Below are 17,181 nucleotides of genomic sequence, written 5' to 3' on the forward strand. Positions count from 1 at the left end.
CAACCGACTCATTACACAAAATTGAATCTATAACGGTAAATAGTTTCGCACGACCGTATCAAAGGGGCAGTCGCGAGGGCGAAGCACGCCGCAGCAAGCACCGCACGAGCGAAGCGAGTGCGGCGCGCAGCAAGGCGCGCGAGTCGTCGCGACTGGGGCTTTGGAGGTGTTCGCCGTCGATCCACAGTCAACTGAGTATGGCCGAGCGGCTGGGGCTTTGGAGGTGTTCGCCGCCGATCTGTAGCCATCGAGTTATAAATGCAAATCTGCTGAGCCACCACTACTCACGCATAAGCGCGCGTCATTAATACGTCTCCGAGCCCTTGCAACAAGTATGTCTACTCAGCTCGAAACCGCGACGGTCGGCGGCGGGTGCTTCTGGTGTACCGAGGCGGCGCTCGAACTGCTCGCCGGCGTCGAGTCGGTCACGTCCGGCTACGCGGGCGGGCACGTCGAGGACCCCTCCTACCAGGCGGTCTGCTCCGGCAGCACGGGCCACGCCGAGGTCGTCCAAGTGGAGTTCGACCCCGACGTCATCGCCTACGACGAGGTCCTCGAAGCCTTCTTCGAGGTCCACGACCCGACCCAGCTCAACCGACAGGGCCCCGACGTCGGGAGCCAGTACCGCTCGATCGTCCTCACCCACGACGAGGAACAGCAGGAGGTGGCGGAGGCGTACGTCGAGGCGCTCGACGAGGAGTACGACGACGACGTCGTCACCGAGATCGAGCCGCTGGAGACGTTCTACCGCGCCGAAGAGCGCCATCAGGACTACTTCGCGAAGAACCCGAACGACGCCTACTGCAGCTTCAACGCCAAGCCGAAGATGGACAAGGTGCGCGAGAAGTTCGAAGCGAAGGTCGCGAACTGACCGGCACAGTCAGATTCGGTCCCGCCCAGCGAATCACCGCTCGCGTTCGCTCGCAGCGACTCGGTCTTTGAGACCGGCGGTGCTATCGACGGTCGATCGATCGGTCCGCCTTCGAAAATCTCCCACGTGACCGTCTCCGCCGTGCTCGTCGTTCGATACTCGAAGCCGCGGTTTCGGTCGAAAAAATCGAATCCGAGGAAACCGGGTTAGTTACGCGTCCTCGGGGGTTTCGGGCTGTTCCTCGTCGGTCGCGTTCTCACCGGCGTCGCCGTCAGTTTCGTTCTCATCGCCTGTACCGTCAGTTCCGTCCTCACCGTCGGTTCCGTCCTCACCGTCAGTTCCGTCGGTTCCGTCCTCGCCATCTTCGCCGTCTTCGGCATCTTCGCCGTCCTCACCGTCTTCGGCATCTTCGTCGTCCTCACCGTCTTCACCGTCCTCACCGCCAGGACGGTCATCCGGAGGCCCTTCGCCGGGCGTTTCGACGGTGATGACCGCGTCCTGTCCGAAGTCGTTCGTGAAGACGCTGTGGATGTACGTGCCCGGGGGACCCGTGGTCCGGGTCTCGAACTGAACGGTCGTCGAGCTCTCGCCGTCGAGTTCGACGCTCCGGGTCTCCACGAGGTCGCCGTCGAACCGGAACTGGACCGGCTGTTCCATGGCGAAGTCGTTGGGGTTCGAGACGGTGGCGCTCACCGTGACCTCGTCGCCCACGTTCGCCGAGTCGGGCGCGCTGAGGTCCGCGACCTCGAACGAGGCGATCTCGCCGGCGATCCGGACCTGCGCCGGCTGTCCGTCCTCGCGCGTGTACACGCCGTGGATGTAGTCGCCGGAATCGACCTCCGACGTGTTGACCGTGGCGGTGAATTCGGTCGATTCGCCGGCGTCGAGACTGACCTCTTCGCGGGCGGTCACGTTCCCGTCGAAGCGGTACGCCACGTCCTGCGTGTCCGCCTCGTCGTTGGGGTTCTCAACGGTCGCGGTGACTTCCAGCGCGTCGCCCCGTTCGACAACCTCGGGGGCAGCCAGATCGCTCACGACGAACGATTCACCGGTGGTCTGTGCGGCTTCCACGGTGACACTCGCCGAGTCGGTGACCGCCGATCCGTTGGCGACGTACGGGCCGTCCACCGACCCGTTGGTCGCGACGAAGTCGTAGGTCTCGTTGGCGTCCGTGTCGCGGTGCGGCATCGCGATCAAGGTTTCATCCTCGGTGAGCTCGGTCTGGGTGAACTCGGCTCCCGGGACGCCGTCGAACAGCGTGACGGTGACGTTCTCGTGTTCCCCGGGTTCGAGGTACTCCGAGACGCCGATCACGCTCCCGGTGACCTCCCCGTCGAGCAGACTGTCGTCGTGGATCACCGCGAACCCGCCGTCGGACGTGTTCACCGAATCGACGGTCACGGACGTGCCGTCCGTCGTCTGATCGGAGAACGCCACCGTGGCGTTCGCGTTCGTGGGTGAGGCGGCCTGCGGCCGTACCTCTTGTGCTCCGACCATCCCCACGACGGAGCTCAACATCACCGCCGCGAGTACGACCGCGATAAGCCTCTTAGTTGAATATTTCATGTGTGTTGTAACTCAGGTCGCCCGTCGCGTCTCAGTTGTCAGACCGTCACTGTTCCCCGCTCGCTCGCCCGCAGCGTTCGTGCAAACCACGAGTGCATATCACCGCCCGGTCTCGCTTTGTTATGTGTTGGCTTGGGCAGACTCCGACCGGCTTACTCTCGTCCGGCGTCCGCCCGTCATCCGCCGGGGATCTGCGGTGACACATAAGAGCGGATTAGTGGGAGGTGCCGGCGGTCTTACCGCCGGATCGTCGCTGGGGAGGCCTTGATATCCGAGAACACCACCCAGGAAAAGTAATCCCGTCTAACCGACGCGGGACCAGCGTCGCGCGGCGACGGCGAGTGAGCATCGACCGCGACACTCCCCGCGCTCGGGAGTGAGGCCGGCGCCACCACGGCGCCCGTTTCCGAAACGCGCGTCACCGAGCCGGGGGTTGCACCCGGCAACCCTCGGCCGGAACGGTAGACCTTTGCCGTCGCCGGTGCGAGCGATCGTATGGTCTCGCTGGGACTGGTGGTGGCGCGGTTCAACGACTCCGTCACGGAGCCGATGGCCGAGGCCGCCCGCGAGGCGGCCGCCGACCGCGACGCCGTCGTCGTCGACGAAGTGAGCGTGCCGGGGGCGTACGACAGCCCGCTGGCCGCCGACCGGCTCGCGCGCCGGGACGACGTCGACGCCGTGGCGGTCGTCGGCGCTATCGTCACCGGCGACACCGACCACGACCACGTCATCGCGAGCGCGACCGCCGAACAGCTCACCCGGGTGAGCCTCGACCGTGACACCCCCGTCACGTTCGGCGTGAGCGGTCCGGGGATGTCCGGCGCGGAGGCCCGCGAGCGCATCGACAAGGGGGCGGACGCGGCCGACGCCGCGCTCGACCTCGCGGAGGAGCTCGGATGACCGGCGGAGACGATACCGAACGGAACACACGACAATGAGCGACGCATACGACTTCTCGGACCGGATCGGACGCGTAGAGCCCAGCGCGACGCTGGCGATATCGAACCTGGCGGCAGAAAAGGAGGCGGAGGGCGCCGACATCGTCGACCTCTCGGTGGGCGAGCCCGACTTCGACACCCCGGCGAACGTCGTCGAGGCCGGCAAGGACGCCCTCGACGCGGGGCACACGGGCTACACCTCCTCGAACGGGATTCCCCGGCTCAAGGAGGCCATCGCCGAGAAGCTCCGCGGCACCGGTATCGACGCCGACGCCGACGAGGTGATCGTCACCCCCGGCGGCAAGCAGGCGCTGTACGAGACGTTCCAGACGCTGATCGACGACGGCGACGAGGTCGTCCTGCTGGACCCGGCGTGGGTCTCCTACGAGGCGATGGCGAAGCTCGCCGGCGGCGACCTCTCGCGCGTCGACCTGTCGCCGCACGGGTTCCAGCTGGAGCCCGCGCTGGACGACCTCGCGGAGACCGTGTCGGACGACACCGAACTGCTCGTCGTCAACTCCCCGTCGAACCCCACGGGCGCGGTCTTCTCCGAGGCCGCGCTAGAGGGCGTCCGCGACCTCGCGGTCGAGCACGACGTCGCCGTCATCTCCGACGAGATCTACGAGCGCATCATCTACGACGCCGAGCACGTCTCGCTCGCGAGCCTCGACGGCATGGCCGACCGCACGATAACGATCAACGGCTTCTCGAAGGCGTTCTCGATGACCGGCTGGCGGCTCGGCTACCTCCACGCCACGGGCGACTTCGTCGGCCAGGCCGGCAAGCTCCACTCGCACTCCGTCTCCTGCGCGACAAACTTCGTGCAGCGGGCGGGCGTGGAGGCCCTCGAGAACACCGACGACGCCGTCGAGGAGATGCGCGACGCGTTCGCCGACCGGCGCGACCTCCTCGTCGACCTCTTCGACGAGCACGGCGTCGACGTCGACGTCGGCGACGGCGCCTTCTACATGATGATCCCCGTGGACGACAGCGAGGTGCAAGGCACCTCGGACGCGAGCGGCGACGAGCCGCGAGCGGACGACCAGGCGTGGTGCGAGGCCGCCATCGAGGAGGCGTCGGTCGCGTGCGTTCCGGGCGGCGCGTTCAACGCGCCCGGCTACGCCAGGATCTCTTACGCCGCCAGCGAGGAGCGCCTCCGCGAGGCCGTCGACCGGCTCGTCTCGAACGACCTCTTATAAATACAGACGGTTTCCTGGCCGGTTCTTCGGTCGATTCGACCGCAATTCTGTCGGTCGATTCGACCGCAATTCTGTCGGTCGATTCGACGGCCAATCCGTCGGTCGATTAACCGTCCTCCCCCGGGCGAGAGAGCGGATCGGCCGATAGCGCGAATCTGCGGTGCGTTTTTATCGTTTCTCCTCGAAATTCAACTCGGTGGGACGATGTACGACCAGATACTGTACCCGACGGACGGAAGCACCGGATCGGAAGCGGCGGCCGAACACGTGGGAGAACTCGCGTCCGCGTTCGACGCGACCGTCCACGTCTTACACGTCGTCGACACGCGCGGGGGCGGGCTCGGCCTGAGCGGGGCCTTCCTCGACGAGGACGACCAGTCGATGAGCGGGCGGTCGCCTGACGAGGGGTACATCGGGAGACACGAGGACGCCCCCGACTCGGACGAGATCGAAGACGAGCTCACCGCCCACGCCGAGGAGCTCATCGAGGCCGCGGTCGGGTCGCTCGACGGGATCGACCTGACGACCGCCGTCGAGATGGGGACGCCGCACTCGGAGGTCCTCCGATACGCCGACGAGAACGACATCGACCTCGTGGTGATGGGGACCCACGGTCGGACCGGCGTCGAGCGCTACCTGCTCGGCAGCGTCTCCGAGAAGGTCGTGCGGCTGGCCGAGCCGCCCGTGGTAACGGTTCGGGCCGACGAAGAGGAGTGACCGCGCGAGCGCTCTGCCGACCGGACGCCGCCGATGCGGCGTTCCGAAACCCTTACTCCCAGAGCGGAACACCTCAGCGTATGAGCGACACGTCCGAGTCGACGGGTGACGCGGAGGGGGACGCGGCGGACGACGCCGACTCGTCCGCCGGTTCCGCCGTGGCGGCCGTCGACGCCGAGGAGGTCCGACACGTCGCGGAGCTGGCCCGCGTACGCCTCGCCGACGACGAGGTCGAGGAGTTCGCCGCCCAGTTCGGCGACATCCTCGACTACTTCGAGGCGCTCGACGAGGTGCCCGAGACCGAGCGCGAGGAGGAGCTCGTCAACGTGATGCGCCCCGACGAGGTCGAGTCGGGGCTCTCTCAGGAGGCGGCGCTGTCGAACGCCGAGGAGACGGAGGACGGCTTCTTCGTCGGGCCGAAGGTGTCGTAGATGTCGGCCGACCTCAACCTGTTCATCACCGAGGAGACGATCGAGGGCGACGCGGACGCCGACGGCCCGCTCGCGGGCGCGACCGTCGCGGTCAAGGACAACATCTCCACCGAGGGGATCCGGACGACCTGCGGCTCCGAGATGCTCGCCGACTACGTCCCGCCGTACTCCGCGACGGTCGTCGAGAGGCTGACCGACGCGGGCGCGACGGTCGTCGGGAAGACGAACATGGACGAGTTCGGAATGGGAACGACGACGGAGACCTCGGCGTTCGGCCCCACGCGCAACCCGGCCGACCCGGAGCGCGTTCCCGGCGGCTCCTCCGGCGGGTCGGCGGCGGCGGTCGCCGCGGGGGAGGCCGACCTCGCGCTCGGCTCCGACACGGGCGGCTCCGTGCGCTGTCCGGCCGCGTTCTGCGGCGTCGTCGGCATCAAACCCACCTACGGGCTCGTCTCTCGGTACGGGCTCGTCGCGTACGCGAACTCCCTCGAACAGATCGGCCCGATCGCCGGCACCGTCGAGGAGGCGGCCGCCGCGCTCGACGTCATGGCGGGGCGGGACCCGCACGACGGGACGACCCGGGACCTGAGCGAGGTGGACGGCGCCGACCCGGACGCGAGCTACGCCGCGGCCGCCGACGGCGACGTCGACGGGCTGACGGTCGGAGTTCCCACGGAGCTGTTCGAGGGCGCCGACGAGCGCGTCGTCGAGACGGTTGAGGCCGCGATCGCGGACCTGGAGGCGCAGGGCGCCGAGACCACCGACATCTCGCTGCCCTCCGTCGAACACGCGGTGCAGGCGTACTACGTGATCGCGATGGCGGAGGCCTCCTCGAACCTCGCGCGCTTCGACGGCGTGCGGTACGGGAACCGGTCCGAGTCGGACGGCAACTGGAACGAGTCGTTCGCGGAGACGCGCGAGGCGGGGTTCGGCGCGGAGGTCAAACGCCGGATCCTGCTCGGGACGTACGCGCTCTCGGCGGGCTACCACGACAAGTACTACGAGAAGGCGCAGGACGCTCGCGCCTGGGTTCGCCGGGACTTCGAGGACGCCTTCGCCGACGTCGACGTGATCGCCTCGCCGACGATGCCGGTGCTCCCCTTCGAGCTCGGCGAGAGCCTCGACGACCCCCTCCGGATGTACCTCGCGGACGCGAACACGACGCCGGTCAACCTCGCGAACCTCCCGGCCGCCTCGGTGCCGGCCGGCGAGGCCGAGGGGCTCCCGGTCGGGCTCCAGCTCGTCGGCCCGAAGTTCGACGAGGAGACGGTCGTCCGCGCCGCGAGCGCGGTCGAGGAGCGATGAGCCTGACCGACGAGGAGCGGGATCGACTCGCCGACATCGTCCGGCTTCAGCCGACGAAGAACGGCGAGCTGGAGGACGCGTGGGGGCTTGAGAGCGGCAGCGAGGTGCACCAGTACCTACAGACCCACCTGAAGGAGTACTACTACCGCGACGACGACAGCCTGATCCGGTCGACGGCCGAGGCGAACGACCTCGTCGACGTCGAGCCCGGCATCGAGGCCGACGCGGTCGCGAAGGGGGGCGCGCCCGAGGCGATCCGCGTGCCGGAGCTGGTGGCGCGGGTGTTCGAGGTCGTGGCCGGGCCCGGCGAGCGGTCGCAGTCGGTCGTCAGCGTGCTCAACGCGGTCCGCGAGTCGTTCGACGCCGACCCCGAGGTCGACGAGGTGCGGCGCGCGCTCCGCACCCTCGAGCGCAAGAACGTCGTCGAGGTGGTCTACCGGAGCGTCCCGACGTTCAAGCTCGCCGTCGAGCGCGACGATATCACGGTCGAAGTGAGCGAATAGGAGATTCAAAAGTAGCCGTCGGAGCGGAGATGGTCGAGAGAGGGAGCACTCAACTCGTTTCGGTCGCCGTTTATAAGTATCCAACCCGCGATCGGCGGAGGCCACCTCCAAAGCCCCGCACAACGCCGCACCTCACACTTCCCCAACCTCGTCGGTCGCCCTCCGCGTTGCTCCGGGCGACCGACTCCAGCGAGGGACTTCCGGTCCCTCCGGCAGTCAGCACGCAGCGCCGGCGACAGCGAGGCGCGACGCGCCTCTGGCAGTCGGGCTTCGCCCGACGACCTCGTGCGGTCTGCTCGCGCCCGGTGGGCGCTCGCAGGCGCACGCCACCGCAGTTCTATTTATAAGTAGTCGCGGCCGGCCGCCGTCACATTCCCATGTCGGCGGCAGCGTCGGGGACCGGGAGGTCGGTGACGGCGGCGCCGAGCAGCTCCGCGGCGTGGTCGAGCGCCATGTCGAGCCCGTAGTACCGCTCCAGCTCGTCTCCGGTCGGTCCCGTCCGAACCTTCAGCATGGCGTAGCCCTCGATGTTCTGGGCGACGGTCGCCTCGCTGCCGTCGGCGGAGAAGGTGAGCAGTCGTTCGCCGTCGGCCTCCTCGTAGCGCGCCGCGATGCCGTTCGCCTCGGCGTGAGTGGACTCGCTCTCGGTCGCCTCCCCTTCGGCCTGCCCGTCAGCCGTCGTGTCGCTCATACCTTCGGTACGGGCCCGCCCCTGTCGTATCTGTCGGTCGTCGAGGGCGGTGACTGGGGTGGGGGCGGGGATCGTTCGTCGCGTCCTACCGCGGGTCCCAGCCGTGGAACTCGCTCCCGGCCTCCAGTTCGAGGTCGAACGCGTCGATCATGCCGCCGAGCCCGGCGTACCCCTGGGCGAGCGCCGCGATGCCCACGACCGTCTCGTCGTCGTACAGGCCGCCGATCTCGTCGTGAGCGACCGCGCCGACCTCGCCGCGGACGACCGAGACCGCGTACTCGACCAGCGTCGTCTCGTCCGCGTCGAGGGGGGACAGGTCGCCGGTGCCGATCCCCGCGATCGCCTCGTCGTCGATCCCGACGTCCCGGGCGATGTTGACGTGCTGGTGCCACTCGTAGCGGTTCCGCGTCTCGCCCGCGGCGGCGAGGATCACGAGCTCGCGGTCGCGGTCCGAGAGCCCGCTGTCTGTCCACAGCGAGCGCAGGAACGAGCGCAGTCCGGCGAGCACCTCCGGGTTGTTGCCGAGCGACTGGTAGACGTGCAGGGGCTTCCCCTGCAGCGACGACTCCAGCAGCTCCTCGTACTCCTCTGGCACGTCCGACGCGTCGACGTATGGAACGCGGGCCATACGGGAGAGTCGTCGCCGGCCGCCATAGCTCTGGGGTGCGGCGGGCGGCCACGGGTGACCCCGATCGGCCGGTCCGGGATGATAAGGTTAAGGGACGGGACGTGCCTATCGCTGCCAATGAGCATCGAGGTGTCGCGACGGCGGGCGTGGGTGATCGCCGCGCGGCCCCAGACGCTCCCCGCGGCGGCGGCACCGGTGATCGTCGGCGTCGGCCTCGCGCTCCGGACGGGGGCGTTCGCCCCGCTGCCGGCGCTCGCCGCGTTCGTCGGCGCGGCGCTGATCCAGGTCGGCACCAACTTCGCGAACGACTACTACGACGCGATCCAGGGGGCCGACACGGACGACCGCGAGGGGTTCACCCGCGTCGTCGCCAGCGGCCTCATCGAGCCGGCCGAGGTGAAGCGGGCGATGTGGCTGACGTTCGCGGCCGCGATCCTCGTCGGCACCTCCCTCGTCTACGTCGGCGGCGTCCCTATCCTCGTGATCGGGCTCGCGTCCGTCGCCGCGGGGATCGCGTACACGGGCGGGCCATACCCGCTCGGCTACCACGGGCTCGGCGACCTGTTCGTGTTCGTCTTCTTCGGCGTGATCGCGGTCACCGGCACGTACTACGTGCAGGCGGCCGCCCTCGTCGGCGAGCCCTTCCCGCTGTGGCTTCCCGAGGGGACCGTCACCCTCGCGGCCGTCGTCGCCAGCCTCCCGATCGCCGCGCTCTCGACGAACATCCTCGTGGTCAACAACGTCCGCGACCTGGAGGAGGACGCCGAGACCGGCAAGCGGACCCTCGCGGTCCGGTTCGGCTACGGGTTCTCGCGGGCCCAGTACGTCGGCCTGCTCGCGCTCGCCTACCTCGCCCCCGTCTGGTTCCTCGCCCGGGGGGACGGCCTCGCGGTGCTGCTCCCGCTCGTCACGCTCCCGCTCGCGGCCGGGGTCACGCGCACCGTCGTGACCGAGACCTCGGGCGACGCGCTCAACCCCGCGCTGGAATCGACCGGCAAGCTCCTCGCGGCGTACGCCGTCGCGTTCGCGGTCGGCCTCGCGCTCTGACCGATGCGGCTCCGCCCCTTCTCCGTCGGCCTGGCGACCCCGCTCGACACGGCCCGCGGCCGGATCGCGGAGCGCGAGGGGTTCCTCGTCGGGACGGGGCCCGGTGACGGCGACTCCGCCGCGCCCGGCCTCGGCGAGGCCACCCCGCTCCCCGGCTGGACCGAGTCGCTGTCGGCGTGCGAGTCGGCGCTGCGGGAGGTCCGGGACGGCGACGACGACGGCCTCGTCGGCGATGCGCTCGACCGCCTCGACCCCGCCGAGACGCCCGCGGCCCGCCACGGTCTCGCGCTCGCGCTCGCGGACGCCTCGGCCCGGGGCGGCGGGCAGTCGCTGGCCGCGCGGCTCGCCGCCGAACACGGCCTCCCGACGCCGGCCGAGACGGTCCCGGTCAACGCGACGGTCGGCGACGGCGACCGCGAAGCGACCGCCGCCGCGGCGACGCGGGCCGTCGCAGAGGGGTTCGGGTGCGTGAAAGTGAAGGTCGGCGCCCGCCCGCTCGACGCCGACGTCGAGCGACTCCGCGCGGTCCGAGAGGCGGTCGGGGACGCGGTCGCGATCCGGGCCGACGCGAACGGGGCGTGGGACCTGGCGACCGCGCGGGAGGCGCTCGACCGGCTCGCGCCGCTGGACCTCGCGTACGTCGAACAGCCGCTTCCGGCCGGTGACCTCGACGGCGCGGCGGCCCTCCGAGGCGACCGGGACGGCCGGGAGCGCGACGGCGGTGGGTCCGAGCCCTCGATCCCGATAGCGCTCGACGAGTCGCTCGCCCGCCGCGAGCTCGACGCCGTCCTCGAGGCCGACGCGGCCGACGTCGTCGTCCTGAAGCCGATGGCGCTCGGCGGTCCCGACCGCGCGCTGGCGGCGGCGGCGACCGCGCGGGCGGCCGGCGTCGAGCCGGTGATCACCACCACGATCGACGCCGTCGTCGCGCGGACCGCCGCGGTCCACGTCGCCGCCGCGGTGCCCGACGTCGCCCCCTGCGGACTCGCCACGGCCTCGCTGCTCGACGACGACCTCGCGCCGGACCCCTGTCCGGTCGCGGACGGGGAGCTGCTGGTCCCGGACGGGCCCGGGCTCGCCGGCGACGCGTTCGACGGGCTGCCCTGATCACCGGGAGCAGCCCGCCGGCGGACGGGTCACTCCTCGACGACCTCGACCGTCCCCTCCATGTCCCGCGTCTGGTGGGGCGTACAGACGTACTCGTAACTCCCGGGCTCGGTGAATTCGTGTTCGAAGGCGTGTCCCTCCGCGGCGGCGAGGCCGGACTCGAAGGTGCCGCCCCTGTCGATGACGTTGTGGCTCCCCCCGACGCCGGTCCACTCCCAGACGACGGTCGTGCCGACGGCGACCCGGACGCTCGCGGGCGCGAAGGAGAATCCGCCGTCCGCGCCGACCGCGACCGCGACGGTCTCTCGATCGGTTCGGTCGACCGTCTCCGTCTCTCCGTCGTCGCCTCCGGGGAGGAGCGCGCCCGTACAGCCCGCTAGTCCGGCGGCCGACGCGGCACCGACGACCCCGAGCAGCTCGCGTCGCGTTCGCGCGTTCATGCCCGAACGAGTGTCCGGTCGGTATAAAAGGTCTCGAGAGCAGCCTCCGGAGCGACACCTCCGAGCGCGCTCCCGAAACCGACGAGGGAAAGGGTTTGTACGGGCGCGACCGAACGGGAGAGTATGAGCGAGTGGACAGACGCGATCGTCGGCGAGCGGATGACCGTCGACAACGAGTTCACGGACCGAGTGTCGGCCTCGCGGTTCTCCAGCCAGGAGTGGGGCCTGATCATGACCGCGACGGAGTTCGAGATCGAGAACGCCGACGACGCCGAGGACGCCCGCCTCGTCGCCGACACCTCCAGCCTCCCGGCGATCATGCCGGAGCTGGAGAACGTCCGGTCGCAGGTCGCCGCGATGGGCGGGGCGCCGGGGCAGGGAGACGGCGGGGGTTCCGGCGGCGGTCTGGTCGACTCGATAAAGGGCGCGCTCGGGCTCGGCGGATCCGGGGGCGGGGGCGGCGCCGACGCCGAGGAGCTCGAGGCCGCGGAGCGCCTGGTTCAGGAGTACGCCGACGAACTCCAAGCCCACCTGGAGGACAACGGCCGGTGGGAGCAGGTCAGACTCGCGTATCAGGAGTGACCGAACCGCGGCGGGTCGTCGGCCGGAAAAGCCTCGGTGATCTCAAGCGCCGACGCGGAGCGGTCCGAGTCGCTAGCTGCGGTGTCGTTCCGGCCGGTTGACCCGACCCGCCCCGCCGTCGCCGTCTTCCGCGAGGCTCAGTCGAGCCAATCGCTCGATGTCCGACGCGGTGAGGTCGTCGCTCGGAAGCAACAGGCGACCGTTGAGACGGACGATGGAGTCGTCTTCGTCGAGGATCTCGAGGAGTGTCGGGGAGTTGATGACGGGACCGTCCGTTCGGGTCTGGCCCATCAGTTCGCTCAGCGCGTCGAACTCCTCGGACAGCTGTTTCTCTTCGTACCCGATCCGGACCGAGAGCGAGAGGAGAGAGCCGTGCCTGACCCGGTGTGAGGTGGGGGACTCCGACCGCATCGAGTACGTCTGCGTCGTCAGCGGGATACCGGATGCTACCGCAACCCCGGGGTCGCCGACGCAGCGGGTCGGGGTCTCGGCGAAGAGACCCGACAGGGAAGCGCTGGCGCTCATCGGCGTCCCTATCTCCAAGAGGGCGGTGACCGATCTGATCGCCGGAAGGGACGGCGGCTCCGCAGCGACAATAGACCCGATCCCGCCGTTCTCGACCGCGGTGACCGCCTCGCCGACGCCCTCGGTTCCCTCGAAAACCGTCAGCGCCGGCGCGTGCTTGAGCTCGGCGAGCCCAACCGGACCGTCGGCCGCAACGACCGCACCGTCTCCCACCGGGAGCCCGCAGTACGCGATGTCGATATCGGAGTCCGAGAGCGCCGCCGCGGCGGTCTCGGCGTCCGGCCGGTCCAGCACCTCCCAGTGGCCGACGCCCTCCGGCACCGCGGGCTCGGAGAGAGCGCGCCGGACCGCCGTCGCGCGCTCCGCCGAGTCGACCAGCGCGACGACGCGAACCCGGCCCCGGGCTGTCGCCCCGCGTCGGAGCCGGTTCTCGTAGCTCGCGGGCGTCAACACCGACGTGCCCGCGGGCAGCGGGTTCTCGTCCGGGTTCGGGACCCCGCTCTCGGGCGCGAACCACGGCCACGTCGCGAGCGCGTCCGGCGCGTCCGGTCGGGCGGGCTCCGCCGCGCCGCGCACCCGCACCGGCGCCAGCACGTGCGCGAGGTGCGGCAGGAGTTCGGCGCCGGCGAGCCCCGGCCGGAGCACCGCCTCGGTCGGCCAGTCGGGCGCGTAGGGTGCGACCGTCGCCGGGTCGACCTCGAGGTACTCCATCAGTCGCTCGCTCATCGAGCGGTCCGCGAGCTTCGGCGGGTAGAAGGGGAGCTCCGGGCCGACCTGCGCGTACTCGTACCGGTCCGAGGGGACGTACCCCTCCGTGCGCGCCAGCGTGTCGAGGAAGAACCACGTCCGGAGCAGCTCCGCCGCGCGTTCCTCGAGCGCGACCCCGTCGGTCGGCAGCGACTCGACGTAGCCGGTGTCGAGCCGGATCGCGGGCGCGTCCCCGACGACCATCCGCGCGCCGAGGTAGTACGAGAGCGTCGAGAGCCGGTAGACGTCCGCGTACTCCGGGCGGACGACCACGTCGACCCCGGTGTCGGGGGCGACCAACGGGCTCGGAATGTCGAGCCCGCCGCCGCGCACGATCCGCGGCGGATAGCCGCGGAGCGTCGGCCACGAGCGCTCGGGCGAGAACTCCTTGATCGACGAGCCGAGGACCGAGACCGCCTCCGCCAGCGCGGCCGGGTCGTCGGGGACCGTGACCGTCGCCTCCGGCCGGGTGTGGAGGGACCGCGCGCCGACCGTGACGGTGAGCGGCCGGTCGAGCGCGATCTCGACGGGCCCGGAGTCGGCCATGCCGGTCGTCGAGACCCCCGTGTCGGACGCGCGGACGAGCACCTTCGTCGCGCCGCTGACGTCGAAGCAGTACGACCCCCGCGGGAGGCCATGGGGTCGTCGAGCCGCCCGACGAACTCGCCGTCGTCCCTGCGAACGGTTACCGCGGAGTAGTCCGGGACCGAGATCGATTCGGCCTCGAGGCTGATCGCCCCGTCGACCGGAACCGGGAACAGCTCGGCGAGCGCGGGCCGCGGGTCGACCTCACGGTCCAGCACCAAGCGGACCTCCTCGCCCTCGAGGGCGTCGCGGACACGGAGGGTCTCCCCGTCGACCTCGAACCCCACTCGGCCCCCGAACGCGTCGTCTGTCACTGACAATTGATCAATTCTTAATATATATTAGGCTATCGGTACTTCTCCATATTCGGCATCTCTCACCCGTTAACCCCGGATTTTCGGTCAGAAGTCAGTTCACGCGCCGGTGTTGGTTTCCTTTCGCCCGGTCAATTCGTCGGGGGCGAGTCGATAGACTCTCCGGCCGCGGCGCGCGGGTCGGCACGGGACGGCCGGTGCTCCGGGGACCGCAGTCTTAACAGGCGCCGGACGCGACGCGCCGGCATGAACGAGTCGGCGACGGCGGCGCTCCGCGAGGCGTTCCCCGAGCGGCCGGTGGAGCGCCTGACCGGGGTCGGCCCCTCGTGGAACGGCGCCAACGAGACGGTCGGCGTCGCCTTCGCCGACGGCGGCCGAGCGTTCTGCAAGGTCGCGGTCGACGGCGACGGCACCCGGATCGCCCGCGAGCTGGCGGTGCTGCGGTACGTGGCCGCCGAGCGGCCGCTCGAGGTCCCCGAGGTGCTCGCCGCCGACCCGAACGCGGACGCGCCGTATCTCGTCACGGGCCCCGCGCCGGGCCGCGAGCTCCTCGATGCGTGGGAGGCGCTCGACGACGGGGCGAGGGTGGACGCGGACGCCGAACGCGAGGCGCTCCTCCGGCGCGTCGGCGCGACGCTGGCGACCCTCCACGCCGAGCGGTTCGAGGCGCACGGCGAGATCGTCGGGAGCGACGGCGGAGGCGGCCTCGATATCGACCGCATGCCGTGGCCCGACGTGCTCTTAAATACGATCGAGCGCACCCGAGAGATCGGCACGTCGGAGCGGCTCGCCGGCCACTACGACGCCGTCGTCGACTGCGTGGAGGCGAACCGCGACCGCCTCCGCGACGTCCCCGCGGCGCTCCTCCACGGCGACGTCGCGATGCCGAACCTGTTCGTCGTCGACGGCGGGACGGGACGAGGCGCGGGAGCCGAGGGCGGCGACGGGGTCGTCCCGATCGACTGGGAGCTCGCCCACGTCGGCGACCCCGCCCGCGACCTCGTCAGGGCGGAGGACCAGCTCTGCAACGGGTTCGATGAGCGGGGGCCGGAGCGGTACGCGGACGCCGTTTATAAGGGCTACCGCGACCGCGCCGGCGAACTGCCCGAGGGGTTCGCGGCCCGCCGCCCGATATACGAGGTCGTCCGGATGCTCGGGCGCTCGGGGTTTCTCGACCAATGGACGACTCACGTCGACGAGCCGCTGGAGTCGCTCGTCGAGCGGGCGGACGCGGAACTGCGGGCGCGGCTGGACGCCGTTTGAGCGGATTAAACGAGCGCGCTCACCGGAACGGATGGTATTTCTCCGCCGAGCGACGGCGGCGGCACGCGCTCGCGGAGGCGCGCCGCGGTCTTTTCACCGCGTTGGAAATCCCTCGGCGTTATATGAGTCCCGCAGCGGCTACGCTCGCACATGACCGACGGGATCCACGTCGAGCTCGCGATGTCCGCCTGCGACCGCTGTCCCGTGGCCGCGCTCTCGTCGAACACCGCGGTCGAGGAGCTGCGGGTCGACGCCGCGGACGACCGGGTCGAATTCGTCGCCGACGACCCGCCAGAGGACCCGCCGACGGGACTCGATCTGGTCGATTTCGGCGGACAGGCGCACGGGCGCTACGAGATCGCCTGCGAGTGCACCGATATCGATGGCGGCCGCGCAGCGGACGACGCGGGCGCCGATGGCGAACGCGCAGTGGACGACGCGGGCGCCGATGGCGGCCGCGCAGCGGACGACGCGGGCGCCGATAGCGAACGCGCAGCGGACGACGCGGCCACGGACGGCGGCGTCGTGATCGACGCAGCGAATGTCGGGAGGCCGGGAGACGGCGAGACCGACGCCGACGCCCTCGACCCCTCGCCCCCGGCCGAGAGCGACGCCCCCTGCGAGGGGTGTTCCTGCGGGGGGCTCCCGACGGCGTTCGCGAACTTCCCGGTCTCGCCGCGCCGGACCGGGATGGTGGACGGCGACATACGGGTCTCGTTCGTCCTGAGCGGCCACGGGGAGCTGCAGGCGATCGTCGACGAGTGCGAGGCCGCCGGGCTCGGCGTGGAGCTCCGCCGGCTCTGCGTCGACCGCGGCGGCGAGGAGGGGGACCCCTGCAGCGACGTCGTCCCCGTCGACCTGGCCGGCGTGACCGATCGACAGGCGGAGATCGCGACGGTCGCCGCCGAGGAGGGGTACTTCGAGGCCGGCGGCGTCTCCGCCGACGACGTCGCGGCCGAGTTCGACCTCGCGAAGTCCACCGTGTCGGAACACCTGCGGACCGTGACGGCGGCGCTCTTCTCGCAGACGTTCGGGGACGGTAGTTAAACTCCCGAACAGTTCGCCGACAGCTCTCCCGGGGGTTAGACCGTACTGATCAGTAGCGGGGTCGAACCAGAGCGTTCGGCTCCGGTGTCTCATGACCCAGTGGACACAGCTCGGACCGCGGGAACGCCAGCTGCTCGCCGTCCTGCGGCGCGCCGACGGCCCCCTCGCGGCCCGTGACCTGCACGACGCGGTCACGGACCGCGGCGACGACGTCGCGTACACGACGGTCAAGCGGACCGTCGATCGACTCGTCGAGAAGGGGCTCGTCGACCGCGGCGCGGAGCGACGCCGCGGGACGACGCGGCACCGCTACCGCTTCGACGCCGAGGCCGCCCGCGACCGGCTCGTCCCCCAGATCGAGGCCGAGCTGCGGACGGTCCTCGGCGACTCGGCGGTCGAGCGGATCGGGGTCCGAACGGAACGCGACGGCGACGGCGGATCGGACGGCAGAGCCGACGCCACCACCCGACAATGACTTCCCAACGTGAACTACCCTGACCTACCGCGCTCGGGGCTACTCGCCCCTCGCTTGTTGAGGACAGGGCTTCCTGTTTCGGTCGCGTTAAGTTTGGCGTGAATTGTGGTAGACGGCGAAGGCTTCGAGCCAGTTTTGAGCTGTCTCTAACGCGACATTGCTGAAACTATTCGCAAACGATGATGTTCGTCGTTCTATTT

17 protein-coding genes and 2 pseudogenes are annotated in these 17,181 nt (G+C 70.3%); 13 read left to right on the top strand and 6 right to left on the bottom strand.

From position 1 onward, the window contains the following. The first annotated feature begins 334 nt into the window (after positions 1-334). Positions 335-871, top strand: coding sequence for a peptide-methionine (S)-S-oxide reductase MsrA (msrA, locus tag N5096_RS15210; protein ID WP_267665649.1), 537 nt, complete (start codon positions 335-337; stop codon positions 869-871). 210 nt (positions 872-1,081) lie between these two features. Here msrA and N5096_RS15215 read toward each other — a convergent pair whose 3' ends face one another. Continuing rightward, positions 1,082-2,389 (bottom strand): DUF7282 domain-containing protein, encoded by a 1,308-nt coding sequence (locus tag N5096_RS15215; RefSeq protein WP_267665650.1) that lies wholly within the window; start codon positions 2,387-2,389, stop codon positions 1,082-1,084. A gap of 543 nt (positions 2,390-2,932) precedes the next feature. On the opposite strand from N5096_RS15215, the gene ribH reads away from it, so the two are divergent. The 6 genes from ribH (at position 2,933) to N5096_RS15245 (ending at position 7,530) form a co-directional block, all read left to right on the top strand. Continuing rightward, positions 2,933-3,337, top strand: coding sequence for a 6,7-dimethyl-8-ribityllumazine synthase (gene ribH, locus N5096_RS15220; protein ID WP_267665651.1), 405 nt, complete (start codon positions 2,933-2,935; stop codon positions 3,335-3,337). Between the two features lie 34 nt (positions 3,338-3,371). Continuing rightward, positions 3,372-4,574: a pyridoxal phosphate-dependent aminotransferase gene (locus tag N5096_RS15225; RefSeq protein WP_267665652.1), complete on the top strand. Its 1,203-nt coding sequence runs from the start codon at positions 3,372-3,374 to the stop codon at positions 4,572-4,574. A 204-nt stretch (positions 4,575-4,778) separates the two neighbouring features. Then, positions 4,779-5,291, top strand: coding sequence for a universal stress protein (locus N5096_RS15230; protein ID WP_267665653.1), 513 nt, complete (start codon positions 4,779-4,781; stop codon positions 5,289-5,291). A gap of 80 nt (positions 5,292-5,371) precedes the next feature. Then, positions 5,372-5,722, top strand: a complete 351-nt coding sequence (gene gatC, locus N5096_RS15235; protein ID WP_267665654.1) for an Asp-tRNA(Asn)/Glu-tRNA(Gln) amidotransferase subunit GatC — start codon at positions 5,372-5,374, stop codon at positions 5,720-5,722. Then, on the top strand, positions 5,723-7,027 hold the full coding sequence (gatA, locus tag N5096_RS15240; RefSeq protein WP_267665655.1) for an Asp-tRNA(Asn)/Glu-tRNA(Gln) amidotransferase subunit GatA: 1,305 nt from the start codon (positions 5,723-5,725) through the stop codon (positions 7,025-7,027). Next, positions 7,024-7,530: a DUF5797 family protein gene (locus tag N5096_RS15245; protein WP_267665656.1), complete on the top strand. Its 507-nt coding sequence runs from the start codon at positions 7,024-7,026 to the stop codon at positions 7,528-7,530. The genes gatA and N5096_RS15245 overlap by 4 nt, the downstream gene beginning before the upstream one ends. A 367-nt stretch (positions 7,531-7,897) precedes the next feature. Here N5096_RS15245 and N5096_RS15250 read toward each other — a convergent pair whose 3' ends face one another. After that, positions 7,898-8,221, bottom strand: a complete 324-nt coding sequence (locus tag N5096_RS15250; RefSeq protein ID WP_267665657.1) for a DUF7111 family protein — start codon at positions 8,219-8,221, stop codon at positions 7,898-7,900. An 85-nt stretch (positions 8,222-8,306) separates the two neighbouring features. Next, the gene (locus tag N5096_RS15255) at positions 8,307-8,849 is read right to left on the bottom strand and encodes a carboxymuconolactone decarboxylase family protein (protein WP_267665658.1); all 543 of its coding nucleotides are present in this window, start codon (positions 8,847-8,849) and stop codon (positions 8,307-8,309) included. Positions 8,850-8,966: 117 nt separating this feature from the next. Between N5096_RS15255 and N5096_RS15260 the strand changes: the two genes are divergently transcribed. Further along, positions 8,967-9,896: a 1,4-dihydroxy-2-naphthoate polyprenyltransferase gene (locus tag N5096_RS15260; RefSeq protein WP_267665659.1), complete on the top strand. Its 930-nt coding sequence runs from the start codon at positions 8,967-8,969 to the stop codon at positions 9,894-9,896. A gap of 3 nt (positions 9,897-9,899) precedes the next feature. Next, complete coding sequence (locus tag N5096_RS15265; protein WP_267665660.1) at positions 9,900-11,003, top strand: mandelate racemase/muconate lactonizing enzyme family protein; 1,104 nt, start codon at positions 9,900-9,902, stop codon at positions 11,001-11,003. A 29-nt stretch (positions 11,004-11,032) separates the two neighbouring features. Here the strand turns inward: N5096_RS15265 and N5096_RS15270 are convergent, their stop codons facing one another. Continuing rightward, complete coding sequence (locus tag N5096_RS15270) at positions 11,033-11,443, bottom strand: halocyanin domain-containing protein (protein WP_267665661.1); 411 nt, start codon at positions 11,441-11,443, stop codon at positions 11,033-11,035. Positions 11,444-11,566: 123 nt separating this feature from the next. Between N5096_RS15270 and N5096_RS15275 the strand changes: the two genes are divergently transcribed. Further along, entirely contained in the window at positions 11,567-12,025 is a 459-nt protein-coding gene (locus tag N5096_RS15275) for a DUF5799 family protein (protein WP_267665662.1), read from the top strand. Positions 12,026-12,097: 72 nt separating this feature from the next. On the opposite strand, the pseudogene N5096_RS15280 reads toward N5096_RS15275, so the two are convergent. Then, positions 12,098-14,196: pseudogene (locus tag N5096_RS15280) on the bottom strand (hypothetical protein). A gap of 246 nt (positions 14,197-14,442) precedes the next feature. Here N5096_RS15280 and N5096_RS15285 point away from each other — a divergent pair. The 3 genes from N5096_RS15285 (at position 14,443) to N5096_RS15295 (ending at position 16,981) form a co-directional block, all read left to right on the top strand. Further along, positions 14,443-15,459, top strand: a complete 1,017-nt coding sequence (locus N5096_RS15285) for a phosphotransferase family protein (RefSeq protein WP_267665663.1) — start codon at positions 14,443-14,445, stop codon at positions 15,457-15,459. A gap of 150 nt (positions 15,460-15,609) precedes the next feature. Next, positions 15,610-16,506 carry a helix-turn-helix domain-containing protein gene (locus N5096_RS15290; protein ID WP_267665664.1) on the top strand — a complete coding sequence of 299 codons (897 nt, stop codon included), beginning with the start codon at positions 15,610-15,612 and terminating at the stop codon, positions 16,504-16,506. 91 nt (positions 16,507-16,597) lie between these two features. Then, the gene (locus N5096_RS15295) at positions 16,598-16,981 is read left to right on the top strand and encodes a BlaI/MecI/CopY family transcriptional regulator (protein WP_267665665.1); all 384 of its coding nucleotides are present in this window, start codon (positions 16,598-16,600) and stop codon (positions 16,979-16,981) included. Between the two features lie 87 nt (positions 16,982-17,068). On the opposite strand, the pseudogene N5096_RS15300 reads toward N5096_RS15295, so the two are convergent. Continuing rightward, positions 17,069-17,181 (bottom strand): annotated as a pseudogene (locus tag N5096_RS15300) (IS6 family transposase); the annotation flags it as partial.

This window comes from Halorubrum yunnanense, assembly GCF_026586675.1.
In the GTDB taxonomy this organism is placed as follows: Archaea; Halobacteriota; Halobacteria; order Halobacteriales; family Haloferacaceae; genus Halorubrum; species Halorubrum yunnanense.